Genomic DNA, 22,592 nt, shown 5'->3' on the forward strand with positions numbered 1-22,592 from the left:
CAAATGTCTTCGCACAAACCGCATCCTCTAATGCTCTATCTCAACCATTAACGGTTTCTTGCCTAACAGCTCCCCGCTTCTCTCATCCGGCTGGCTTCCGCCCACGTAAAACGCATATCTGCCGCCGTCCTTCCGCCTGTTTCCGCCGTCATCCACGATCTGGAATGCCTTTTCACCTAAGTGAAGGGTAACTGTCTTCTTCTCTCCTGCCTTCAACGCCACACGCTTAAATCCCGCCAGCCTGTGGTTTCTGACCTCATATTCAGATTCCAGATCCTTCATATAGAGTTCAACGATCTCTTCTCCATCCCGGGAACCTTTATTCTCTACCGTTACGGTAACATCAACGCCGTCTGAAGCCTCTTCCGCCTTCAAACCACTGTATTCATAGTCCGTATAGCTGAGGCCATAGCCAAATGGATACAATGCCGGAACTTCCATGTAACGGTAAGTTCTGCCCTTCATGGCATAATCGGTAAAGGAAGGCATTCCTTCTGCGGATTCATAAAATGTGATCGGCAGTTTACCCGATGGATTCACATCCCCAAACAGGATTCTTGCAACTGCCAGCCCGCCTTCTCCGCCCGGATACCAGCCCTGTACGATAGCTTTTACATTAGGCGTATCCTGGAGCCATTTCAGCTCAACCGCGCTGCCCGTCATATTTACGACTACGATATCAATTCCTGTAGCAATGACCGCTTCCAGCATATGAATCTGGCTGTCAGGAAGAGCTGTGGTCGGTTTATCCGCCATGCTGACTTCATCACCGCCAAACCGGTTTCCCGTATCCTGCTGCTCGCCTTCAAATCTTTCATCCAAACCTACGCAGACAACTGCAAGTCCTGCCTCTTTTGCAACGATGACTGCCTCGGATACCCGGTCATCCGGCAGAGCCAGGCGCTCAACCCGGTCTTTCATGGTATGGCAGCCCTCAGAATAATGGATTCTCACATCCGGGGCAACTTCTTCAATTCCATCAAGCACAGTCACATACCTTGGTGACGTGCCATGGTAATTGGCGATCAACGGCCACCTGCTGTCCGCGTTCGGTCCGATCAGCGCCAGTTTCTTTGTATCTTTTTTAAGCGGCAGAATTCCGTCATTTTTCAGCAGGACAATGGATTTTTCCGCTGTTTTAATGGCTTCTTCCCTGTGCTCCTTACATCCGATCACTTCATAGGAAATGTTGTCATATTCACAGTCATCCGCAAACAGCCCCAGTCTCATCCTGGTTCTGATCACCCGCACAGCCGCCTCGGTAATATCCTCTTCTGTCACCAGCCCTTCCTGGTATGCCTGCATCACCTTCAGATAGAGGTTTCCGCAGTTGATATCACAGCCCATTTTAAGTGCCAGGGCAGCCGATTCCGTAGCCGTGTCGGTCACATGATGGTTTTCATGGAAATCTTTCAGTGCCCAGCAGTCAGACGTATAATAACCGTCAAAATGCCATTTATCCTTCAAAATGTCCTGCATCAGCAGTTTGCTTCCACAGCAGGGCTCTCCGTTGGTCCTGTTATAAGCCCCCATCACGCCTTCCACCTTAGCGTCAACCACGCAGGCTTCAAACGCAGGAAGATAAGTCTCCCAAAGATCCTTATCCGAAACCACCGCGTTGAATTCATGGCGCAGTTCTTCCGGCCCGCTGTGAACCGCAAAATGCTTCGCACACGCCGCGGCCTTTAAGTACTTGCCGTCACCCTGAATGCCTTTGATAAATTCCACGCCCAGAACTGAGGTAAGATACGGGTCCTCACCATAAGTTTCCTGTCCTCTTCCCCATCTTGGATCACGGAAAATGTTGACATTGGGAGACCAAAGGGTCAGGCCCTTGTAAATGTCCCTGTCATCCTCTCCCGCATAAGCGTTGTATTTGGCTCTCGCTTCCGTAGCCACAATATCTCCAACCTTATGCATCTCTTCCTCATCAAACATTGCCGCCAGACCAATGGCCTGCGGGAACATGGTAGCTGTGCCGGCCCTTGCCAGTCCGTGTAAAGCCTCATTCCACCAGTGATATCTGGGCACATTCAGCCTTTCTACAGGAATTGCGTCGAAACGGAGCTGTCCCGCCCGTTCCTCCAGGGTCATCTTGCTGACCAGTTCCCTTGCCTGTTTTTCAAAATCCATCACTAACGCCTCCCTTTTATCATTTACTTTCCGTAACCGCTCATCAACTTCGCAGTTACTATTTTTCTATGTATTCAAAATACTCAAAATCCGCATACTTTGAAAATCCCGACATATCCTGGGCACACATACCGATAAATGCCCCTGTAAACGCGGATGTGTCGATATGTTCATCTGAAATTCTGAGCGCATCGCAGTCTTTTCCATATTGTGTGTAGTTCATTCCGTCCAGGGAATAATAAAACTTAACAACCGCATAATCACATGCCGCTTTCAGCCACACTTTTCCCGTATCCGGCAGTTTTACATATTCAAACGGCTCCAAATATTCCCCGTTGTCACAGCTTAAAATCGCCAGCATCCGGCCTCCCATCACCTCATCATAGCTGACTCTCAGATAATAGTACTGGGTGGTATTATAGTAATAAACAAGTCCGGCCATCTGTTTGAAATAATCCGGTTCAAACTCAAGGGCCGTAACCGCTTCAAATTCAAAGGACTGCTGCCGTCTGGCCACCAGCGCCTGTTTGAACTTGGAAAGCAGGCTTTCCTTCCCATACAGTCTCATATAGCCGGGACGCGCTGTCAAAGACATGGTGTCCTCTTCCATGGGCCTTCTTAAAAACTGTAAATCCATATCCCATGGAGCGTCCGGTGAAAATGTGTATTTCTTATGTATAGGTTTCGGCATCTGCCCATTATAAGGAACAGTGACCGATTCAAACGGCTCATTGCCGCCTCCCGTAAGCCGGATCCAGCCGTCTTCATTAAAATAAATGCTCTGAATGGCAGTTTCACGGCCCAGCACGCAGTACCCCTCATCCGGTCCGATGGGACGTCCGCACAGATGCACCATAAACCATTGGCCGCCGGGAGCCTGCACGATGCTGGCGTGTCCGGCCCTCTGCAGCATGGCCCATGGTTTATCCCTGGAAGTCAGCATCGGATTCTCAGGATCGATCTCATAAGGCCCGTCAATCTGTTTTGACCGGGCCACAGTTACCGCATGTCCCTTTTCCGTTCCGCCCTCTGCCACAATCAGATAATAATATTCTCCCAAATGATAGAGATGCGGCCCTTCCGTCACTCCAATGTCCGATCCTAAGAAGATCTTCTTCACTGGCCCAACGCATTTCTGCTGTTTTTCATCATATTCCTCCAGAAGAATACCGGAAAAACGGTTCCGGCCTTCCCTGAAGTCTGTTTCCATGGTCACAAACCATTTTCTTCCGTCCGTATCGTGGAACAGGGACGGATCAAATCCATAACTGTTGATATAAACAGGGTCCGACCATTGGCCGTCGATTCTGTCGCAGGTAACAAGGTAATTATGGGTATCCTTTAACCGGTCCTTGGTATGGGAATTGGTGTACACCAGATAAAAAGTTCCGTCGCAATAGGATAAGCATGGCGCCCACACACCGCCGGAATCAGGCACTCCAACCATGTCAAGCTGGCTTCTCCTGTTTAAAGGCTGGGCAACTACTTTCCAGTTAATCAGATCCCTGGAATGGTGAATCTGTACGCCGGGAAACCACTCAAATGTAGATGTGGCGATATAATAATCGTCTCCAACCCGGATAATTGACGGGTCCGGATTGAATCCCTTTAAAATAGGGTTATGAGCAACACCCATAATCTTCCTCCTTTTCTTTAACCTTTAACAGCACCCTGTGTCAAACCGTTAACAACCTTTTCCTGTGCAAAGAAATATAAAAGGATAACCGGCAGAGAACCAACTAAAATTGCAGTAAGAATTGCCGGGATATTAACCGACTGGAAACCGTAGAACTCACGGATACCTAACGGAAGCGTTTTCTTCGCTGTTGTGTTAATCAAAACATTGGCATTAATAAATTCATTCCAGATATTTAAGAATGTATAAACAGTTACCGTTGAAAGACCTGCTCCTGACAGAGGAATCATGATCTTTCTGAAAATACCGACGGTATCGCATCCGTCAATGATGGCCGCTTCTTCGATCTCTTTTGGTATTTCCTTAAAGAACTGGGTCAAAATGAATACGGAAATCGGAATATTATAGCTGATATACGGTCCGCAAAGTCCGATAAGCGAGTCATTCAAATGCATAGAACTCAATAACGTAAATGTAGGAATCAACGTTGTATGTACCGGAATCATCATACCTGCGATAATTAAAAAGTAAAGCGCGTTGGAGCCTCTGAATTTCATCTTTGCAAACGCAAAAGAAATCATGGAGGAAACCAAAACAATCAAGGATACGCTGACAGCCGAAACAAATGCACTGTTGAGAAAATAACGCAGGAAATCCGGCTTGAATACAGCTTTGTAGTTTCCAAAGAACGCTTTACTTGGAAGAGCCCAGATGTTTTTCAGATACTCAGCCATATCCTTAAAGCTGTTTACCAACAGGAAAATAAACGGAAATCCCGTTATGATCAGGATAAGTATGCAGGCCGCATATAATAAGGCTTTTACTAAATTTCTCTTTACCTTTGGATTCATGCTTTATCCCCCTTCCTGGAAGTCATATATAAGAAGACGCAGGCGAATATGAAACAGATCAGGAACATATAGGCCGCTATGGTACTGGCATATCCCATCTGGAACTCCGTAAAGCCTTTCTTATACATGTAGGTTGCCATAAGTTCTGTACTTGCGTTAGGCGCACCGCCCATCATAACGTAGAATAAGTCGAAATATTTTAAGGATCCAACCAGCTGCAGGACCGCAGATGTTCTCATAGTCGGTACAATCAAAGGCAGGGTGATGTTAGTAAAGCACTGCCATGAATTAGCTCCGTCGATTCTGGCCGCTTCATACAGTTCTTCTGGAACGTTCGTCAAACCTGCTTTAAAGATGATCATGTAATACGGAATAAACTGCCAGCAGATAACCAACAGGATGGACGGCAGAGCCGAACCTCCCTGGAGGAACGCGGTAGACATCGGAATGTGAAGCGCCTTAATAAGCTTAGCAAGTAAACCGAAGTTAGGATCGTAAAACAAAATCCACATGATACCGGTTGCTACCGTTGAAAGCAGCATAGGCATAAAAAATACGGTACGGAAGAATTTTGTAAAACGGATTTTACTATTGATTAAGAGTGCCAGAAGCAAAGCGCCCGGCATCTGAATAAACATTGAAACAACTACCAATATTAAATTGTTTTTCAGGGAATTCCAAAAACTCATGTCCTTGGCAACCGCGATATAATTAGATAATCCTATAAATGTTTTGTTGGCGCTGATGCCTTTCCAATCCATGGTACTGTAATAGAATGTCCTGGCGATACCAAGAAGATTGAAAGTCCCGTAAAAGAATAACGCTGGAAGGACAAACAGTAAAACTAATCCGGTTTTTTTCCAACGTTTTGATGCTGCTGTTGTCTTATCCATTCAAAAACCCCCTCTAAAAAGAGTTAAAAAATGCACAGGCAGACCGTCTGCCGAACACTGCCTGTGCAAATTCCCCTAAAACTTAGTTATTATTTGTCCAATACTTCTTTCGCTTTTGCCTCCATATCAGCAGCAGCCTTTTCTGGAGTTGTGGTTAAACCGAACAGATCATATGTAGTCTGTTTGTGCAGCGCACCCATATCTGTAGGAAGGAACTGATCATAGAAGTTCTGAATATAATCTGCGTTCTGAATGAAGTCATCAGCAGCCTGTGTTAATTCATTAGGCATAGTAACGCCTACGGCACCTGTGATAACGCCTGCGTTGTCAACACTGTCCTGGCTGAATTCTTTGTCTGTCAGCATGTGGATTAATTCAAATGCTTCTCTCGGATACTTACAGGATGCGGAGATAGAATAAGCATTTCCGCCGCCTACGATTTCTTTATCAGTACCTTTTCCGCCCTCGATAACCGGGAAGTTGAAGATTCCTAAGTTGTTCTCATAGAACTCAGGAGCTTCTGACATACAGTTGGAGAACATACCATTGGTCTGAACGATGTGAGCAGCCTGTCCGCTGTAGAATAACATACGGGAACCGCCTGTATCGTAGTTGATACCATTACATCCATCCGGATAGTAACCTTTGTTAATCCATTCCTGGATCTTCTGGCCTGCTTTGATAAAGCTCTCGTCTTCAAATGTTCCGCCGTTTTCACGGTTGTAAGCGTTCAGGAACGCATCTTTGCCGCCTTCACGAAGTGATAAGTAGATGAAGGTCAGAGCGCCCGGCCACTGGCTTGCGTTGCCAAGTGCCAATGGTGTGATTCCCGCTTCTTTGATCTTATCGCAGTTAGCTTCAAACTCAGCCAGTGTTTTAGGAACTTCCAGTCCTAAATCAGCATAGATCTGTCTGTTGTAATAAACCGGTGTAGGTCCGCAGGAGTATGGAAGAGCATAATTTTTGCCCTTAATCTGGAACAAGCTCAATGCTGAAGGATAATATTCATCAGCAACTTCCTTTACCCAATCATCGATATCCAGAACTTTTCCTTCATCGATAAAGGATTCCAGCCAGCCGCCGCCCCAGGATACGAAGATATCAGGTTCCTGGCCTGCTGCCATAGCGGTTGCAAGTTTTGTCTTATAAGGGTCGTTTTCATTAACAACATCCACAACCTTAATGTTCGGATATTTCTCCATGAATCTGTTCATAGCATTGGTTACTGTAGAATGACGTTTTTCATCAATAGCGATATGCCATACGGTCAATTCAATATTATCTTTGGTGAGTTCAACTCCGCTGCCCCCTGCTGCTTCTGTTGCCGCCTCACCAGCTGCCGTCGTAGCGTCTGCTGCCGGAGCTGCTGTTGTTTCCGCAGGAGCTGCCGTCGTTGCCGCTGTTGTTGCTGCTGTTGTAGGAGTGCTGCCGCCGCCTGAACATCCTGCCAGGTTACCGGCTACCATTACTGCTGCCATCAATAGTGCCAAGCTTCTTTTTTTCATAAATTTACTTCTCCTTTTTCTTTATTCACAAGAGCTTTCACCCTTTATGTGCTGAATAATACGGCCCTGTCAAAGCATAAACCCATATAAAATGTACCCTTTAAGATACATACCCCCAATTATGCATATGGATTCTCTGTTTTATATCTCATACCCTTTGGCTGGTTAAATCCGATTTCTTCCGTGTCAACCCCGATGTACTTAAATACTTCATACATTGCCTTACCGAAATGTCCGAATGCAACTGCGCCGTGATGCGGATAATTGCCTTCAATCAATACATGGCGGTAGAATCTTCCCATCTCAGGAATTGCGAATACGCCGATGGCTCCAAAGGAGCGGGTGGCTACCGGAAGAACTTCTCCCTCTGCAACATAAGCTCTTAACTTGTTATCCGCTGTGCTCTGCAGACGGTAGAATGTGATGTCTCCAGGTGTGATATCGCCTTCCAGCGTTCCCTGTGTCACTTCCTCAGGAAGGCTTCTGGCCATAATGAGCTGATATTTCATAGCGCAGAAGGACAATTTCTTGGAAGTTGTATTGCCGCAGTGGAATCCCATGAAGGTATCCTTATGGGTGTAGTCATATTTGCCCTTAATGTCTTCTTCATAGATATCATCCGGAACCGTATTGTTAATATCCAGAAGGGTAACCGCGTCTTCGCTGACACAGGTTCCGATAAACTCGCTGAGAGCTCCATAGATATCAACTTCACAGGAAACAGGAATTCCTCTTCCCGTCAGACGGCTGTTAACGTAACATGGAACGAATCCAAACTGTGTCTGGAATGCAGGCCAGCATTTACCGGCGATTGCCACATACTTTCTATAACCTCTGTGAGCTTCCACCCAGTCTAAAAGCGTCAGTTCATACTGAGCCAGTTTAGGCAGTATCTCAGGTTTCATATTGCCTTCGCCCAGCTCTGCTTCCATATCTTTCACCACATCCGGGATTCTGGGATCATTGTCATGTTTATGATAAGCTTCGAATAAATCCAGCTCTGAGTTCTCTTCGATCTCAACGCCTAAGTTATAAAGCTGTTTGATCGGCGCGTTGCATGCCATAAAGTTCATAGGACGAGGGCCAAAGCTGATGATCTTCAACTGGGAAATACCCACTACAGCTCTTGCGATCGGAACAAACTCATGGATCATATCGGCACATTCTTTTGCCGTACCTACCGGATATTCCGGAATATAAGCTTTTACATTGCGCAGTTTTAAGTTGTAGCTGGCGTTCAGCATACCGCAGTACGCATCCCCGCGTCCCTGAATCAAGCTGTTTCCTGATTCCTCAGCGGCGGCCACAAACATAACAGGTCCGTCAAAATGTTTTGCAAGCAGTGTTTCGGAAATCTCAGGTCCGAAATTGCCAAGGTAAACCACAAGGGCATTGCAGCCGGCATTCTTAACATCCTCTAATGCCTGAACCATATGGATCTCACTCTCTACGATGCAGATTGGACATTCATAAATATCCTCTTTTCCGTATGCCGCTTCATACGCCTCCACCAAAGCCTTTCTCCTGTTTACAGATAAAGATTCCGGGAAACAATCACGGCTGACAGCCACAATACCAATTTTTACTACTGGAATATTTTCCATCTTCTCTCCTCCATTCTGCTGTCTTCGACAGCTCACATTTTTCTATTCCTTAACAGAAACATTATTACCGATTAATCCAAGGCAGGTTCCCTCAGGAAGCCCTGCTTCCTTATGGCCGATCAGCCACTTGTTTTTGGCTGTCAAAAGCCCGTCCTCTCCGCCCTTATGTTCTTTATCAAGGGGCAGATTGGTGTCCTTAGGAAGTACAATTACATCTTTAAATCCGTTCTCATCCGCATTGCACGGCGCATAGTGGAGGGTGTCCGCATACAGCTCCACCGCCGTTCCTGCCGGTACGAAAAATGCCTCGATGAGCGAGGTATCATATGTAAAATCATCTGTGATATCCTGCTGTCTGCCCAACAGAAGAATCAAATCCGTGGCCGCCACATTGATCTCTGAACTGCGGTGGTATTCCACAGCGTTCAGCAGATAATTGTGTCCATTGCAGTATCCGATCTGAATCGGCAGTTCCCCGTAAATCCTGTCCCGAAGCACTTCATAAACCGGAACCGCTTCCAATTCCGGTACGGACGGTTCATAGACAACCTCCTGTTTTACCGGTATGGCTTCCATGGCCTTTAATAAGGGCTCCCAGTCAACTCCTGTCACTTTTCTTCCATATTTTCTGAACTCAGCATCTGTTATCTGATATATCTTCATAGACATTTCCTTTCCCGATGTTTACACAATCTTTTTATACAACTCCTTACATGCAGGATAGATCTCTTTAAACTGCTGATACCGCTCCTCATACTTCTCAACCAGTTCCGGCTCCGGTTCCACGGTGGAAACCACCTTAACCAGCTTATCCGCGATATCAACCACGCTGTCATACGCTCCGCATGCCACGGCCGCCAGCATCGCGCCTCCCAAAGACGGACCCTCTTCGCTCTCCAAAAGGTCTACCTTCAGGTTTAATACATTGGCAATCATCTTCACCCACAGAGGGCTCTTGGCGCCGCCGCCGCATATCTTCGTTCTCTTAATCTGGATTCCCAGGCTCTTGGCAACTTCCAGGCAGTCCCTGAATGCAAATGCCACGCCTTCCAGCACAGCCTGCGTCATATCTTCCCTTGTGGTATCCATGGTCATCCCGATAAATGTTCCTCTTGCAAACGGATCATTGTGCGGGGAACGCTCTCCCATCAAATAAGGAAGGAAATATACATGGTTTTCACCCAGCTTTTGAATCTGCGCCTGCTCTTTCGCATACTCGTCGGTTTTTAAAATCTCATCCATCCACCACTTGTTGCAGGACGCCGCGCTGAGCATACATCCCATCAGATGGTAATGCCCGTCCGCATGTGCAAATGCATGAAGGGCGTTATGGGGATCCACCCCAAATTTATCAGAAGAGATGAAAATGGTTCCGCTGGTTCCGATGGAAACATTGCACATTCCATCTCCTACGGTTCCGGTTCCTACGGCCGCCGCCGCATTATCTCCCGCTCCTGCGGCTATCACCACTTGACCGGAAAGTCCTAATTCCTCCGCGATCTCAGGTTTTAAGGTTCCCACCGCTTCGTAGCTCTCATAAATCTTCGCAAGCTGTTCTTTCCTGATTCCGCAAATCTCTATCATCTCATCAGACCAGCAGCGGTTCTTAACATCAAACAGCAGCATTCCCGAAGCATCCGACACATCGGTACAATGAACCCCGCTCAATTTATATGCCAGATAGTCTTTTGGAAGCATGATCTTCTTAATTCTTGCAAAATTCTCCGGTTCCTTATTCTTAACCCATAAAATCTTAGGCGCTGTAAAACCGGTAAATGAAATATTAGCCGTATATTCGGAAAGCTTATCCATGCCGATCACCTGATTGAGGTAATCGCACTCCTCAACGGTCCTTCCGTCATTCCAGAGAATAGCCGGGCGGATCACCTGATCCTCTTCATCCAGGATAACAAGTCCATGCATCTGGCCGCCGAAGCTGATTCCCGCCACCTGTGACTTATCGCATCCTTCCAAAAGCTCCTTCAATCCCTCGATTGACTTCTCATACCAATCCTCCGGCCTTTGCTCAGACCAGCCGGGATTAGGGAAATACAGCGGATACTCTTTTGAGACCACCTTTACAATCTTTCCCATATCATCCATAAGAAGCAGCTTTACCGAGGAGGTGCCCAAATCAATGCCTGCAAATAACATATCTGTCCCCCTTTTATATGTATCCAATTGTGCTCGTGCACGTTATCAACTAATCCCACATTAACACATTTGGTAAATTTAGTCAATATATTTTTTGTTTTTAATACTTTATTAAACATTATTACATGATTTTTTTCGTTTTTTTCTGATATCAACACGTTTTCTCCCTTCTATCGACATATTAATCACGGGCACAAAAAATGGATTTGACACTGTAAACATTACATGCTATTCTAATCTTGTAGGGTTAATTTATCACTTGAAGGGGTAGTTTATGACAACGTTAAAAGAGATCGCGGCATTAGCAGGAGTTTCCAGAGGCACAGTAGACCGTGTTCTGAACAACCGAGGATCAGTCAATCCTGAAACAGAAAAAAGAATACGTGAAATCGTCCAGGCGCTGAACTATCAGCCAAACAAGGCCGCCCTCGCTTTAGCTGCCCAAAAAAAGAAGATTACATTAGGTGTTCTGCTTTTTGGCGAAAATAACGGCAATAAATATTTCGACGATGTGGTGGAAGGAGTGGAATACCAGCGGGAAAAACTGGAGGGATATGGCTGTACAATTTTAATAAAGCGTACTCCCTTTAATATACAGGCGCAGCTGGATGCCATCAATTCGCTCCTGGAATCCGGCATCCATGGACTGGTTCTTTCCCCCTATAACGCTCCGGAAATCAGCCGCAAGATCAACGAACTGTTTAAGATGGGCATTCCGACGATCACCACCAATACAGATATTTCCGATTCCAAACGCATTGCCTATGTAGGCAGCAATTATTATCAGTGCGGATGTACAGCCGGCGGGCTCATGGGACTGATCACAGGCGGCGTGGCGAAAGTCGGCATTATTACGGGATCCCCTCTGGTTTTATGCCATACGGAACGGATTAACGGATTTTTAGATACGATCCGGAAAAAATTCCCCCAGATGGAAAGCCTTGAGATCGTGGAAAACCAGGATGATGAATTCCAGAGTTACAAAGCCACCTCTGAACTGATTACCAAGTATCCGGATATGAATGCGCTGTATTTTACGGCTGCGGGAGTATATGGCGGCTGCCGGGCTGTTTTAGACCACCATAAAGAACATAAACTCAAGATAATATCTTTCGACGCGGTAGAAACCACCAGGCAGATGCTGCGCGACGGGGTTATTTCAGCCACAATCTGCCAGCAGCCATTCCAGCAGGGCTCACGGCCAGTTAAACTGCTGTTCGATTATCTGTCTACCGGGGTTTATCCGGCAGACCCCCTGCAGTATACGGAAGCGTCCATTAAGATCCAGGAAAACATTTAACATAAAGGGTGAAGGCATTTTCAGAAATGGCCTGACGTTTTAAAGTAAAACGTCAGGCCATTTCTGAAAATGCCTTCACCCTTTATGTTAAATTCACCCTTACACGCCCGCCGGACAGCTCCTCATCTCCTGTCCGATATTCAAAATATGATCTCCAATCCTCTCAAAATCCGTCAGCATCTCAGAATAGATCACACAGGCTTCATCCGAGCACTTCTGGCTCTTCAGCCGCCCGATCTGGCTCTGGCGGAAATATACCGTCATATCATCAAACTGCTGTTCCAGTTCCTCTATCTTCATATAAAGGGATTCCGGTTCATTTTCAATACAGGACATATAGTCCATAGCGGTCATGCTCATCTGATGCATCTGTTCCACTTCTTTTCTGGCTTCTTCCGAAAGGGTAATATGAAGTTCATCCAGAAGTTTCGCATATCCGCCCAGGTTCATGGCGTGGTCGCTGATTCGTTCAATATTGCCGGTGACTTTAAAAAGAGCGCTGATTAACTTGGAATCATCATCATTTGCCTCATTTACAATTACTCTGGAAATTCCCTTTGCAATCTCCTGATTCAGGAAATCCACATAGTCTTCCGTTTTCTCAATCTGCTCCATATATCCGGGATTACCGTCTAAAATCGCCCGGAAACTGAGATCCACATTTTCCTTGGCCATATCCGCCATGCGCACCAATTCATTGCGTATACTGGTAATGGCAATGGCAGACGCTCCGATTGAAAGTTCACCATTATAATCCACAGGCTTCATATAAGCCAGAGTAAATCCTTCTGAGATTTCCCCTTCCTGCTCCGGGAGAATCCGTTCCGCCAACGACGCCAGTTTCGTCCCAAATGGCAGAAGCAGCGCAGTGGTAACCAGGTTAAACAGCGTGTGCATATTGGCAATCTGCGCCGCCGGGTTTCCCGGTGTAAAATGTTCCACCGCCAAAGCAAGCGGAAACAGCATACAAATCACAGTAAACAAGAACGTGCCAAATACATTGAAAATCAGATGGATGATCGTTGCTCTTTTTGCATTTCTGCTGGTTCCTATGGCTGCTAAAACCGCGGTAATACAAGTACCTATATTCTGACCGAACAGCACATAAACAGCGCTTGGAAGCCCGATCACCCCGCTCACCGCCAGAGCCTGTAAAATTCCGACAGAGGCGGAAGAAGACTGGATCACCGCGGTAAACACCGCGCCTGCCAGTATTCCAAGCAGCGGATTAGAAAATTTAGTCATTAAATCTACAAATGCCGGAGATTCCCTGAGTGGAACCATTGAACCGCTCATCATCTCCATACCGATAAAAAGGATGCCAAGCCCGGCAACAATCTGCCCATAATGCTGAATATGGAGTTTCTTTACAAATACAATCATAGCAACGCCAAAAAATGCGAATAAAGGGGCAATCGCTCCCACGTCCAATGCGATTAACTGCCCTGTAATGGTAGTTCCCACATTGGCGCCCATGATGATCCAAACCGCCTGGCGCAGCGTCATCATTCCAGAGTTAACAAATCCCACTACCATAACGGTTGTTGCAGAAGAAGACTGGATCACCGCAGTGATTCCCGCTCCCACCGCCACACCTAAAAACCGGTTGGACGTCAGCTTCTCCAGAATCTGCTTCATGCGGTTTCCGGCCGCCGCCTCCAGGCCGCCGCTCATCATCTGCATTCCATATAAGAATAAAGCCAGCCCTCCAAATAAATTCATAATCTGTGTTATTCCCATAAAATTCCTCCATTAATATAATTGTTAACCGGACTTTACAATTATAGACAGAAAATGGGGAAAATCTCAATAGGGTTGGCTGAGGTTTAACCTATATTTAACATGGATTTTACATAACGCCGGTATATGTAAAGACCGGTCTTATAGTTTTATTTAAGTTTTTATTTTATATTCTCCGATATTTATGATATTATCTTCATATAAGGAAAATTAAGGGGGAATTTATATGAACTGTCCAAGATGTAATACTGAAAACCCAGATAACTGCAAGTTTTGTAAAAACTGTGGCCTTAGCTTACAACAGAAACCGGATATACAAGAGGATTCGGAAACAATAATGAATCCAGATCTTGAAACTCAGGTTCTCAATCACCTGAATAATTTTTTTACACATCGCCTGAAGAATAAAAAAGACATTAAACAAAATTCTAACGCAGTAACTATGAATATAGTAGGTATGATTATATTATATTTTGGTATTATTTCCGGGCTTTGTATTGGTGTCATGACTCATAGTTTTTTATCTGGACTGATTATTATAATAAATTCTGTTGCAGTAGGTATTCTATTTATGGGCTTCAGTGAAATAATATCCCTTCTTCACAAGATAAATGAAAAATTAGATATATAATTTTTATATAGAAAAACCGCCCGGCATTCCATCCGCCCGACGGTTTTTCCCATATCTTCCTATTCCCCACTACTTCCGAATCGATTCAAAATAAGCAAAAACCCCTTCCGCCAGCACCGGATCAATCACCGGTATCTGAACCTCTTCTTCAATCTCCTTCGCAATTCCAATGGTGGTCAGACCGGTACATCCGAGAGCGATTACCTCCGCCCCCATCTCCTTCAGTTCCCGTGCCTTTTTGAGGCAGCTGGCCCTTCCTTCCGGCGTCATCAGATCCAACGTGCTCTCCACGCCTTCCGGCTTTCCAACCGCAATCAGCTTATCCGGAATCATCCTGAGATAGGCTTTCGGAGCGTAATCCACGATACCAAGAATCGCAATTTTCTGTCCGTATTTTGTGGCCAGGGCAACCGTTGTCTCACCGCCGCCTGTAACAGGAATTCCAGGAATCGCTTCCCTGATCTCCGCTACCCCCGGATCATCCGCGCAGCTCACAATGATCATGTCCACATTTTCAAATGATTTGGCCGTTTCCACGATCTTTGGAACCGCAATCTGCTCCAGCTCATGGCTGTGTATCCCTTCCGGCTGATCCGGAATGCACTTTGAAATACACTCAATACCCGGAAAATGTTCCTCAATAATCTTTCCGTGCATATCTACAAATTCCTGGTCATCCGATGTCAAAACCCGGATCACCCCAACTCTGAATTTACCGTCCATTTGCCCCACTCCCTTCTCCAATCCGCTTTAGGCTAAACGTAACAGCTCAGACAGGTCTTAACTGTTACAGCTAAACTACAAATTTACCCTTGTCTATGATCAGTTTATCGTCAAAATAAAGGGTTGGATTCAGTATAATCCCATCCATATGGCAGTCCGCTTTGTTCACTCCGCCAAATGAAGTATTGGTTCCAAACGCGATATGGACCGTGCCGTACACCTTCTCATCTTCCAGGATAATTCCGTTTAAAACCGCGGCTTCATTGGTTCCGATTCCCAGCTCTCCAACTGTGGCATTTCTTTCATTAGCCAGCAGGATGTCCAGTTTTTCACTGTATTGTCCGCTGACTTTTTTCAGTCTGCCCTTTTCAATTACAACATGAAGAGGGGATTCCAGCTTGCCGATCCCGACCATGGAACCGTCAATGATCATTTCACCGTCCACTCCGTCTTCCAGTGGTGCAATATACGCTTCACCCGACGGCAGATTGCCGCACTGTCCCGGTTTTCTGTAGATTCCCGGACTGGGGATTCCGTTCCGGCCTTCCAGTTTCAGATTCAGAACGCATCCGTCTTTTTCAATGCGGGCCGTCCTGCACTCAGTCAAAAGATCAGTAATTTTGGCCGTCAGCTTTTCCACTTCATCATAATTGGCGGTCATGGCCCCTGCGCCAAACATGGCTTCGGTAATACCCGGCATGGTGGCAACTCTGGTTCCCTCCTTAGCCGCATTGATTCTGGCATTGGTGTGGGTCAGTGATTTGGCTGTCGGACAGATCACAATATCAGCGGCCTTCATAGCTTCCGCAATCGCTTTCGGCGGTTCCTGTCCGTTCAGCTCCCTCTCCTTCATAATTGTCATCATGGCTTCACAGCCCAGCTCTTTTGCTCCTTCATAAAGCGCCTCAGCAATTGGCACCCGCGTATCATCCGTAACAATAAACACCTCCTCGCCTGGTTTTGCGTCCAGGCATGAGGTCAGGATATTTTTTGATATATCGATTAAATTCATTATAATGCTCCTATTCCACATCTGTTAATTCTGAAATAACTCTCGCCAGCAGGGTTCTGGGAAGAACCACCAGCTTTCCGGTTTCCCTGGCAAACATATTTTTCATCTCCTGGGTAAATCCTATACAATCCAGAACCACCAGGTCCGCATCCATGTCCTTAATCTCTTTTGCCGCCCGTTCCAGATCCTCCCACGGCCCATAAGGAGATGCGGGAATCGCTTTCACGTTCTTCACATATTCCGACCATTTTTTCTCACACTGCTCCACCTGAAGAGGTGATGGGGTGACAGTCACAATATTGGAATCCTTTGTCAAAAGCGGAACGACTTTATTTAAAATATTACAGGGATATACAAGGGGCACATGAGCGGTCAGGCTGTCGGGGAAATCCCCGGTACAGAAAAACATGATTAACCGCACCCCTTCTGCTTCCAGTTCATCAATACACTCCTGCAGCCTGGGCAGAATATACCGCTCTGCAAATGTCATGGATGTACCGTCTGTCAGCCTGGAAACCAGCACATAATCCCCTTCTTCCGGCTTAAACTCCGCAATTTGCTCTTTTGTCAGGCCGTCCAGGCCGCCTCTCTGCAGCAGTTCGATCTTTCCGTTAAAAATATCCATGATATCACATGTTACATCAACTCTCGGGGCCTGTCCGATGGTCACCGCGCCAATCTTCATATCCGGTACCTCCTTATCATCAATCCTTTTTGCCCAGCGTCTGAAGGTGATTCATAGGCCCGTACAATTTCTGTATCAGAGCGTATTCATCTTCATCGTAGAATTTAAGTGTTCCTTTTCCAAAATATTTGGCAACTTCCAGCATAAATCTGGACGCCTCTTCCACATCCGCAAAATGGCTGGCTCCTGTGGCGCAGCCCGGAACCATAACTTCTGTTGTCAGCGCAACTCCCACTACAGGAGCATTGGTAGCTGTTGCCGGCTGAAGGATGCTGTTTAAATGATGGACGTCATTGCCATAAGGCGTGATATCCTGGGTTGCCAGCGGGAATACATATGGAAGCCGTCCCGTGGTAATCTGCATCTGCTCCAGCAGATCTTCTGAGGTTTTCAGTATATATCCCTCTTTAACAGTTGGTGAAATCGCAAACCCTCTGGTATTGATCACCCTGTTTCCCTTTGTTGTATCCACAGAAAGAATGGCATCCAGCTCAGGAGAAACCTCTTCTCTATTCACCTGTGACATCTCAACCGGTGATCCCATAAATGGTACCGGGAAGTGAGGCGCAGTGGGAGCATGAGGACAGATTTGTGTGGAGACAAATACATCCCCCTCCAGGAAATCCCCTTTCATCTGCATATCCAGCAGTTTTGCAGCAACACTGATCGCTGCCAGGGCTCCGTCCCCGTCCGATACGAATCCAATCATCTCCGGACGAGCGCCAATTCCTCCAAGACGTCCCAAAATTCCGATAGTCGGCGCACTGCCGCCGGAAGATTTACCATGCAGTCCGGGAATACGTACTTTAACCATATCTGTGCTGCCTTTTGGTCCCTTTAATTCATACACTTCAATATTAGCATCCGGTTTAATACTCTTCAGATAGTTTTCCACATCTTTTCCAGTAACCGTACTGCTGTCTAATACATCAAAGGTTTCAATCACTTGTTTAATCAACATCTCACTACCTCCATTTTTATCAAATTATTTGCAATGTTTATCGGTTTTATCTAAATTATATAGAATAAGCTATTTATATGCAATGCATTTCAATCTCATTTTTATGAAATTTTTATTTTATTTGACTTTTTTTTATTTTTTGTATAAAATCTTTATAAAGATATGGATGACCATAACTAATATTTGGTCATCTTTCTTAATATTATTCTAAAAAGGAGAGTGAAATATGGAGAAAGAAAAAATTCCCCAGGAACTGATTATTCCTGCATCAGAACACCCAAAGGCATATGAACCTACCGTTTTAGTCCTTAACGTAGTCATGTGTGCTCTTGGCGCCATTATCGGATTGGAGTTGATTGTAAGAACCGGTGTTACTCCTAATACTTCGATTGTAGGTGCGCTGTTCGCAATTCTGATTTCCAGAATCCCGATTACGCTTCTTAAAAAATACAGAAGTGTACATAGGCAGAACCTGATTCAAACAGCAATTTCCGGCGCTACCTTCTCTGCTGCCAACTGTTTGATTCTTCCAATCGGTATCCCTGTTGTTATGGGGAAACCTGAACTGATGTTCCCTATGCTGATCGGTGTATTTTTAGCTACCTGCATCGACGCTACTATCCTTTACAAAACCTTTGATTCAGAGATGTATCCGGCAGAAGGTGCATGGCCTCCCGGAGTAGCTGCCGCCCAATCCATTCTCGCAGTTGTTGAAAAAGGACGGAAAGCTTTCCTTTTAATCATTGGTATTGCAATTGGCTGGATTGGAAAGATAGCCGGTATTCCTACAGACCTTCTTGGTGTTTCCTGGTTCGGCGACTTCTTTGCTATGTTAGCTCTTGGCGTTGGATCTATCATCATCGGAGTTATCAAGACAAACAGTATTTCACTTTCTCTGTTTGGACATACGGCAACATTGGCAAGCAATCTCTTCGGAGCAGAATTTGTATTCAGTGATTATGCAATGATTAATTACATGCCCCATGGAGTTATGATCGGAGCAGGCGCCGTATCCCTTCTTCAGTGCGCACGCATGCTGTTTAAGAAAAGCGGTAATGATGATACGGCTGCAGGCAAATTTACAAGCAGTATGGTTGTTTTAAAGAAAACATTGGGCCTTGGCTTCGTAGCCTATATGGCAGTAGCCCTTCTCCTGGCTGTGATCTGCGGTATTATTTCTGATATGAGCGTTGGAATGTTCATTGTATGGCTGATTTTCGCAGCCTTTGCCGCACTTTCATCAGAATTAATCGTTGGTATTTCCGCCATGTATTCCGGATGGTTCCCGGGATTTGCAACAGCCCTTATTTTCCTGATCGTTGGTATGCTTTTAGGCTTCCCGCCTTTAGCTTTAGCTGTATTAGTCGGTTTTACATCAGCTACAGGCCCTGCATTCTCCGATATGGCATATGATTTAAAATGCGGCTATATCCTGAGAGGTTCAGGCCAATACCCCGAGCTAGAAAAAGAGGGAAGAAAACAGCAGTATTACGCTGAAATGATGTCATTTGTCATCGCATTCCTCATGGTTGCATTCCTTGCTACCAAGTATTTTGACCAGGGCTTATTCGCACCTGTCAGCAAGACATTTGCTACCACCATCGATGCAGGCACCAACACTGAAGTTGCAAAATGGCTTCTCATCTGGGCAATCCCAGGAGCCATCATTCAGTTAATCGGCGGTAACAGACAGATCGGTATCCTGTTTGCAACAGGTCTGCTGGTTGGAACTACCATGAATGGTGTAACCATTATCGTCGGCCTTATCATCCGCTATATCGCAGTGAAACGCAATAAAGCGAATGAGCAGATCCTCAACATCCTGGGCGCCGGTGCTTTGGCCGGAGCCGCAGTATACAGTTTCTTTACAGCCACGCTGGGATTGGCGAAGAAGAAATAACAGTTATCAACTACATAAAAAGGGCCGCCGCAGCGTTTTCTTACTGCGTCGGCCTTTTCCTCTATCTGATCCAGGATGTGATAAGAAAAATCAACGGAATTGTACCCATACAGCTTATGGTAGTCACAAATACCGCCGTAGATGCGTATCCTTCATCCAGTCCGTACTGCTTCGCAATCATACTGGAGGTTGTCATAGACGGCGCTCCTGCAATCAGCATCAGTATCAGGCTTTCCGTCAAAGGAAGAAACTGTGAAGATATTAAAAATACAGCCGCCGGAATAAGAACCAGTTTAGTTCCTACAATCATGGAAATACTCCTGATCTCCGACACCCCCGGCTTTTTCAAAAAACAGATTGTACACCCCAGATAAACCAACCCCATGCTGTAACTGACGCTTCCTACCGAATCGATCACATATACAAATGGCTCCGGCAAAACGATATTCAGGGAATTGATGATGAGGGCACAAAATATGGATATCAAAATAGGATTCAGCAGCTTTTTTCCAAGTTCTTTAAAAGATCCCGCCTTGCCTCTCGTAAAAAGGGTCAGCCCAAGCGTCCACACCACTACGGTATCCACAGCGGAACAGACCGGAATATACTGCCTGTCGGACGCCTCTGTAAACAGCGCCATAATGAGGGGGATCACTACAAACCCATAATTGCCTCCCACCATACACCCCTGATGGACACAAGCCGTAAGCGGAGGAAGACTAGCCAAACGGCTGCATAGGATTCCAACTGCCGCCATCAGAAAGTACGTGCCCACCTGCCAGATCACCACCCTGTGATATTCAGCCAGTCCCGCAAATGTGGTCTTATTTTCATAAAGAAGTGAAACAGTAAGGCACGGAAGCACCAGCTTAATCAGGAGCCCGGAAATGGAAGATAAACTGCATTCCTTCACAATTCCCAATTTTGAGACCGTGTACCCCATTAAAATCAGTATTAAAAAACTCAGCAATTTGGGAAATATGATAAAAAAATAATCCATCCCGGCTGTTCTCCTTTTATTCCTGTCAATATTTTAAATCGTTTAACCGCCCAGGACATGTTTTCCCCTATCCTGAACTATTACTTTCAATTTTAATACAATTCTGTAAATGAGCAAGAACTATTTATTTTTTATGAATGCCGGAACATTTATTTCTCCGGTCATTCAGGAAAGGAACTGCATATGGATGTATCAGAAGCAATTAAACTGCGGCGGAGTATCCGCTCATTTGACAGCCGCCCCATCCCCCGTGACCTGCTGTTAAAATTGGCGGAAGCGGGAAGGCTGGCCCCCAGCGCCAGCAATCTTCAGGCCTGGAAATTCTTTTTCCTGACCGATCCTGATCTGGTCCGCAAAGTGGACCTTTTCAGCCCCGGCCTCAGCGGCAGGCCGCCCGTAATCCTGGCCGTCTGTTCCGACATGGACTACGCCTTAAAACACGGTTCCCCCAACTCAGAAGTCTACGGCTGCATGATGGACGCCTCCATGGCAGCGGAAAACATCATGCTGGAAGCCGTGGAACTGGGTCTCGGCACCTGTGCCATTAAATCCTATAACGCGGCGGCAGTCAAAAAACTGCTGAAACTGCCGGAATATTACCGTCTGGAACTTCTCATCTCCATCGGCTATCCCCAGAGCGAACCCAGAACCGCCCGCCGGAAGTCCCTGGAAGAGATCGTACATTTTAACGCATGGGAGGATAACAATGAATCAGAATGATTATTTTGAACTGCTGGTTTACATGATAACCAGCGCCGCCGGATTAGAAGGCGAACCCAGAATCTACGGCCCTCTCCGCATGATCGAGGCATCCCAGAGGCTGTGCCGCCTGATGCTGGCAGAAAACCCTGAAAACCAGGATTTAAAAGAACTGGTTGAGATTATCGAAAGTGGAAAAGGCAAAACCATGTCCGACGAAAAGGCCTTTTATCAAATGCTCCAGGATGCGGCAGCGAAACTGGTGGATTTTGTAAATTGAGATTTAGGTGAGAAAGTTACGCAGGAGAGTGGGACGAGGGAACGGAGGTGGAATTGGATGTTTGGAGGCGGCCAGGGGGAGCGGAATCCGTCGGTGATGAAAACCGGCTTCCAACCGTAAGTGAAACTAAGACTCCAGGGATGAAAAAAGACGGTCCGATGCCCATTCACGGTAAACTCTTTATGGGACTTTACCGTTCAGTGGGCATCTCAGAAACTGATTTGGTTTTCAGTTTCTGCCCGTCTTTTTCCATCCCTGGAGCCTAAGTTTCACTAACGGTTTCCAGATGGCTTTCATCACCGACGGATTCCGTTCCCCTGGCCGCCTCCAAACATCCAATTCCACCTCCGTTCCCTCGTCCCACTCTCCTGCTGGTATTCTCTGGCTAAAGTAATTAAAAGCAAATTTAACATAAAGGGTGACATAAAGGGTGAAGGCATTTTCGAAAATGGCTTCGCCTTTTTATGTAAATCCCCACACCATTTAACATCAACCCTCAAGGCATTTTCGAAAATGCCTTGACGCTTTACTGTTAATCCCCAGGTCAGTTACATAAAATATCTATGCCATAATCTGCACAAAACACCAAACAACGCCTCAATCAAACATGTCTTTGCTTTTTCTACACTCCTTCTCCAAATCTTTATTTATCCTTTATCAGACCAGTACACAGCCATGAATCCTGGGAATGGGGACGGACGGGGGTGGAGGCCCGCTTTCCTGCTGGTTTTTCTTTGGCTAAAGTAATTAAAAGCAAATTTTACATAAAGGGGGAAGGTATTTTCGAAAATGGCTTCGCCTTTTTATGTAAATCCCCACACCATTTAACATCAACCCTGAAGGCATTTTCGAAAATGCCTTGGCCTTTTACTGTTAATCCCCACC

The 22,592-nt window shown here is 45.9% G+C and carries 20 protein-coding genes; 6 read left to right on the forward strand and 14 right to left on the reverse strand.

What is annotated here, in order from left to right:
* Nucleotides 1-27 precede the first annotated feature (27 nt).
* From GPL15_RS17190 to xylB, 8 genes are all read right to left on the reverse strand, one after another.
* Nucleotides 28-2,133 (reverse strand): glycoside hydrolase family 3 C-terminal domain-containing protein, encoded by a 2,106-nt coding sequence (locus GPL15_RS17190; protein ID WP_215699922.1) that lies wholly within the window; start codon nucleotides 2,131-2,133, stop codon nucleotides 28-30.
* 58 nt (nucleotides 2,134-2,191) lie between these two features.
* Complete coding sequence (locus GPL15_RS17195) at nucleotides 2,192-3,769, reverse strand: glycoside hydrolase family 43 protein (protein WP_215699923.1); 1,578 nt, start codon at nucleotides 3,767-3,769, stop codon at nucleotides 2,192-2,194.
* A gap of 17 nt (nucleotides 3,770-3,786) precedes the next feature.
* Complete coding sequence (locus tag GPL15_RS17200; protein ID WP_215699924.1) at nucleotides 3,787-4,620, reverse strand: carbohydrate ABC transporter permease; 834 nt, start codon at nucleotides 4,618-4,620, stop codon at nucleotides 3,787-3,789.
* Nucleotides 4,617-5,513, reverse strand: coding sequence for a sugar ABC transporter permease (locus GPL15_RS17205; protein WP_215699925.1), 897 nt, complete (start codon nucleotides 5,511-5,513; stop codon nucleotides 4,617-4,619). The genes GPL15_RS17200 and GPL15_RS17205 overlap by 4 nt, the downstream gene beginning before the upstream one ends.
* An 89-nt stretch (nucleotides 5,514-5,602) precedes the next feature.
* A complete protein-coding gene (locus GPL15_RS17210) occupies nucleotides 5,603-7,018 on the reverse strand; it encodes an extracellular solute-binding protein (RefSeq protein ID WP_215699926.1) in 1,416 nt (471 codons plus the stop codon).
* Between the two features lie 119 nt (nucleotides 7,019-7,137).
* Complete coding sequence (locus GPL15_RS17215; RefSeq protein ID WP_215699927.1) at nucleotides 7,138-8,622, reverse strand: L-fucose/L-arabinose isomerase family protein; 1,485 nt, start codon at nucleotides 8,620-8,622, stop codon at nucleotides 7,138-7,140.
* Between the two features lie 42 nt (nucleotides 8,623-8,664).
* Entirely contained in the window at nucleotides 8,665-9,285 is a 621-nt protein-coding gene (locus GPL15_RS17220) for a DUF4867 family protein (RefSeq protein WP_215699928.1), read from the reverse strand.
* Nucleotides 9,286-9,306: 21 nt separating this feature from the next.
* Entirely contained in the window at nucleotides 9,307-10,776 is a 1,470-nt protein-coding gene (gene xylB, locus GPL15_RS17225) for a xylulokinase (RefSeq protein WP_215699929.1), read from the reverse strand.
* 274 nt (nucleotides 10,777-11,050) lie between these two features.
* On the opposite strand from xylB, the gene GPL15_RS17230 reads away from it, so the two are divergent.
* Complete coding sequence (locus GPL15_RS17230; protein ID WP_215699930.1) at nucleotides 11,051-12,076, forward strand: LacI family DNA-binding transcriptional regulator; 1,026 nt, start codon at nucleotides 11,051-11,053, stop codon at nucleotides 12,074-12,076.
* Nucleotides 12,077-12,175: 99 nt separating this feature from the next.
* Here the strand turns inward: GPL15_RS17230 and GPL15_RS17235 are convergent, their stop codons facing one another.
* The gene (locus GPL15_RS17235; RefSeq protein ID WP_215699931.1) at nucleotides 12,176-13,816 is read right to left on the reverse strand and encodes a Na/Pi cotransporter family protein; all 1,641 of its coding nucleotides are present in this window, start codon (nucleotides 13,814-13,816) and stop codon (nucleotides 12,176-12,178) included.
* Nucleotides 13,817-14,042: 226 nt separating this feature from the next.
* On the opposite strand from GPL15_RS17235, the gene GPL15_RS17240 reads away from it, so the two are divergent.
* A complete protein-coding gene (locus GPL15_RS17240) occupies nucleotides 14,043-14,447 on the forward strand; it encodes a hypothetical protein (RefSeq protein ID WP_215699932.1) in 405 nt (134 codons plus the stop codon).
* 69 nt (nucleotides 14,448-14,516) lie between these two features.
* On the opposite strand, the gene GPL15_RS17245 is transcribed toward GPL15_RS17240, so the two are convergent.
* The 4 genes from GPL15_RS17245 to GPL15_RS17260 form a co-directional block, all read right to left on the reverse strand.
* Nucleotides 14,517-15,170: an aspartate/glutamate racemase family protein gene (locus GPL15_RS17245; RefSeq protein ID WP_215699933.1), complete on the reverse strand. Its 654-nt coding sequence runs from the start codon at nucleotides 15,168-15,170 to the stop codon at nucleotides 14,517-14,519.
* A 70-nt stretch (nucleotides 15,171-15,240) separates the two neighbouring features.
* Nucleotides 15,241-16,182, reverse strand: coding sequence for an aminopeptidase (locus GPL15_RS17250; RefSeq protein ID WP_215699934.1), 942 nt, complete (start codon nucleotides 16,180-16,182; stop codon nucleotides 15,241-15,243).
* A 10-nt stretch (nucleotides 16,183-16,192) separates the two neighbouring features.
* A complete protein-coding gene (locus GPL15_RS17255) occupies nucleotides 16,193-16,867 on the reverse strand; it encodes an AroM family protein (protein ID WP_215699935.1) in 675 nt (224 codons plus the stop codon).
* A gap of 19 nt (nucleotides 16,868-16,886) precedes the next feature.
* Nucleotides 16,887-17,828 (reverse strand): DUF1177 domain-containing protein, encoded by a 942-nt coding sequence (locus GPL15_RS17260; RefSeq protein ID WP_215699936.1) that lies wholly within the window; start codon nucleotides 17,826-17,828, stop codon nucleotides 16,887-16,889.
* Nucleotides 17,829-18,054: 226 nt separating this feature from the next.
* Between GPL15_RS17260 and GPL15_RS17265 the strand changes: the two genes are divergently transcribed.
* The gene (locus GPL15_RS17265) at nucleotides 18,055-19,728 is read left to right on the forward strand and encodes an OPT/YSL family transporter (protein WP_215699937.1); all 1,674 of its coding nucleotides are present in this window, start codon (nucleotides 18,055-18,057) and stop codon (nucleotides 19,726-19,728) included.
* Between the two features lie 61 nt (nucleotides 19,729-19,789).
* Here GPL15_RS17265 and GPL15_RS17270 read toward each other — a convergent pair whose 3' ends face one another.
* Nucleotides 19,790-20,728 carry an AEC family transporter gene (locus tag GPL15_RS17270; protein WP_215699938.1) on the reverse strand — a complete coding sequence of 313 codons (939 nt, stop codon included), beginning with the start codon at nucleotides 20,726-20,728 and terminating at the stop codon, nucleotides 19,790-19,792.
* Between the two features lie 183 nt (nucleotides 20,729-20,911).
* Between GPL15_RS17270 and GPL15_RS17275 the strand changes: the two genes are divergently transcribed.
* Genes GPL15_RS17275 through GPL15_RS17285 form a run of 3 tightly spaced genes read left to right on the forward strand, consistent with a single transcriptional unit; the run spans nucleotide 20,912 to nucleotide 21,973 of the window.
* Complete coding sequence (locus tag GPL15_RS17275; protein WP_215699939.1) at nucleotides 20,912-21,448, forward strand: nitroreductase family protein; 537 nt, start codon at nucleotides 20,912-20,914, stop codon at nucleotides 21,446-21,448.
* Nucleotides 21,435-21,707, forward strand: a complete 273-nt coding sequence (locus tag GPL15_RS17280; RefSeq protein WP_215699940.1) for a DUF6092 family protein — start codon at nucleotides 21,435-21,437, stop codon at nucleotides 21,705-21,707. The genes GPL15_RS17275 and GPL15_RS17280 overlap by 14 nt, the downstream gene beginning before the upstream one ends.
* Nucleotides 21,708-21,760: 53 nt before the next feature.
* Complete coding sequence (locus GPL15_RS17285) at nucleotides 21,761-21,973, forward strand: hypothetical protein (protein WP_215699941.1); 213 nt, start codon at nucleotides 21,761-21,763, stop codon at nucleotides 21,971-21,973.
* Nucleotides 21,974-22,592 lie beyond the last annotated feature (619 nt).

This window comes from Clostridium sp. MCC353 (assembly GCF_018785315.1).
GTDB lineage: Bacteria > Bacillota > Clostridia > Lachnospirales > Lachnospiraceae > CHH4-2.